Here is a 2,474-nt window from a genome sequence, read left to right as displayed (position 1 = left end):
CGGCGCGCGTCCCGTCCCCCCGCCATGACGCCGGCACGCCGTCGGCCGGCGGCGCCGCGCAGACCGCCGCAGGCCAGGCGGCCAACGGCACCGGCGCGAACGGCGAATCGGGCAACGGCAAGCGCCCGTCCGGCAGTGCGGCCGAGGCTGTCCATGGCGACAGCGCGTCCGGCCTCGGAGGGGATGCGGCACGCGACGCGAGCACCCTGGGCGCGGGCAACGGCAGGCGCCCGTCCGGCGGCGCGGACGGCACGCACGCGTCCAACGGAGCGGACGGGCCGGGTCGTGGCACGCACGCGTCCGGCGGCGCGGATGGAGCGGGTCGCGGCGAGCGGGTGTCCCGGGTCGCGGACGAGGTGCCCGGGATCCGCGCGGCGCGGGTTCTGCGGGCGGCGGGATGGCGGGTCGTCGTGATCCGCACGGCGGCGCAGCTCGCGGGCGCCTGGGGCGTCGTCTCGCAGCCGGACGGCTTCGACATCGACTACGCGCGCGGCGCGGGCCGGGCGGGCGGGAACGGCGGTGGAGGCGCGGCATGAGGATCCGGATGACGGTCATGGCCGGGCTGGCGACGCTGGCCGGGTCGGTCGGGCTGTATCCGCTGTTCATGGGCGGGCAGTGGTTCTGGCACGCGCTCGGCGCGGTCGTCGCGACGGGGCTCGGCTCGGTCGCGGTGCGGCGGCTGCGGGTCCCGGCGGTGTTCGATCCGCTCGGCCCGGCGGTCGCGCTGCTGCTCTACTGCACCCTGGTCTTCACGCCCGGGCGGGCGCTGGTCGGGATCATTCCCACGCAGTCGTCGCTGGGCGGGCTGGGCGACCTGGTCTCCGACGGCTGGTCGGCCGCCAACCGGTACGCCGCCCCCGTCCCGGACGGGCGGGGCATCCACCTGCTGGTGACGATCGGCGTCGGCGCGGTCGCGACCGTCGTGGACCTGCTCGCCGTCCGGTTGCGCCGGGCCGCGCCCGCCGGCCTCCCGCTGCTGGCGATGTACAGCGTGCCCGCGGCGATCCGCGAGCACGGCGTGAACTGGATGGTGTTCGGGGTCGGCGCGGCGGCTTTCCTCGCGCTGCTGATGGCGGACGCGCGGGAGAGCGTCGGCGGCTGGGGCCGGATGGTGTTCTCGCCGCGCTGGCACGAGGAACCGCCGTCCGACCGGGAGAACCCGGACATCTCGACGCTGGCCACCAGTGGCCGCCGGATCGGCGCGGCCACCCTCGCCGTCGCCGTCCTGCTGCCGATGGCGGTCCCGGGCATCCACCCGCGCGGCGTGTTCGGCGGGCGCGGCGGGGGCACGGGCGGCGACGGCGGCCGGACCGTCACCACGCCCGACCCGATGGTCAGCCTGTCCCGCCAGCTCACCAACCCCGACGACGGGGTCGTGCTGACCTACCGCAGCGACGACGCCGAACGCCCCGACTACCTGCGCCTCTACGCGCTCGACCGGTTCGACGGGGACCGCTGGACCTACAGCGTCGCCTCCACCTCCAAGGACAAGGTGAGCGACGCGTCGCTGCCCGCCCCGCCCGGCCTCTCGGTCGCGCCGTCCCGGCTGGTCACCACCCGGATCAAGGTGAGCAAGGACCTGCGCGATTTGCAGTTCCTGCCGATGCCGTACGCGCCCGTGCGGGTCCAGGCCAAGGGCGACTGGCGGGTGCACTCGCCGTCACTGATGGTCTACTCGCTGCGCGACAGCGTGGGCGGACGGTCCTTCACCGTGACCAGCCGCCGCGTGCTGCCCGGCCCGTCCGACCTCAAGGTGGGCGGGACCTACACCCGGGACATGCTCGCGGAGTTCACCTACCTGCCCAAGTCCGTCCCGGACAAGGTGCGCAAGCTCGCGGTCGCGGTGGTGAAGGACGCGCGCACCCCCTACGACGCGGCCGTGCGGCTCCAGTCGTGGTTCACCCGGACCGGCGGGTTCCGCTACGACCTGACCGTCGGCACCCCCGAGCACGGCTCGGACCTGGTCGACTTCCTCACCGTCGACAAGCGCGGCTACTGCGAGCAGTTCGCCGCCGCGATGGCGGTCATGTCGCGCGAGCTGGGCATCCCGGCGCGCGTGTCGGTCGGGTACACGTCCGGCAGGCAGAACCCGTCCGGCGAGTGGGAGGTGCGCGGACGCGACGCGCACGCCTGGCCCGAGCTGTACTTCGAGGGCGCGGGCTGGGTGCGGTTCGAGCCGACCCCGGCGGGCGCCGCGGGCCAGGGCACCGCCACCGAGCCCGCCTACTCCCTCGCGGCGAACGCCGGCGGGACCGGCGACGACGGCACGACCAGCCCGGACCCGGAGCCGTCCTCGTCGGTGGGTCCGGGCGGACGCCCGACCACCGGCCCGCGCTTCCGCAACGACCTGCCCGGCACCGGCGGGTCGCCGGTCGTGCCGCGCGAGAAGCACCACGGCGGTCCCGGCTACGCGCCGTGGGTCGCGGGCGGCACGCTGGTCGTCCTGCTGCTGGCGGCGGCGCCGGCGGTGCGGG

Annotated in this window: 1 protein-coding gene and 1 pseudogene; both read left to right on the top strand. The window is 76.0% G+C overall.

Annotated features, from left to right (window positions below; all coding sequences use genetic code 11):
• Positions 1-536, top strand: a pseudogene (locus DZF91_RS40300) (hypothetical protein); the annotation flags it as partial.
• A partial coding sequence (locus DZF91_RS24945; RefSeq protein ID WP_158588042.1) for a transglutaminase family protein occupies positions 533-2,474 on the top strand: 1,942 nt, incomplete at its 3' end. The pseudogene DZF91_RS40300 and the gene DZF91_RS24945, both read left to right, overlap by 4 nt.

Origin of the sequence: Actinomadura logoneensis (genome assembly GCF_003428695.1) — a bacterium.
Classification (GTDB): Bacteria; Actinomycetota; Actinomycetes; order Streptosporangiales; family Streptosporangiaceae; genus Spirillospora; species Spirillospora logoneensis.
This window is presented reverse-complemented; position numbering and strand designations above follow the sequence as displayed.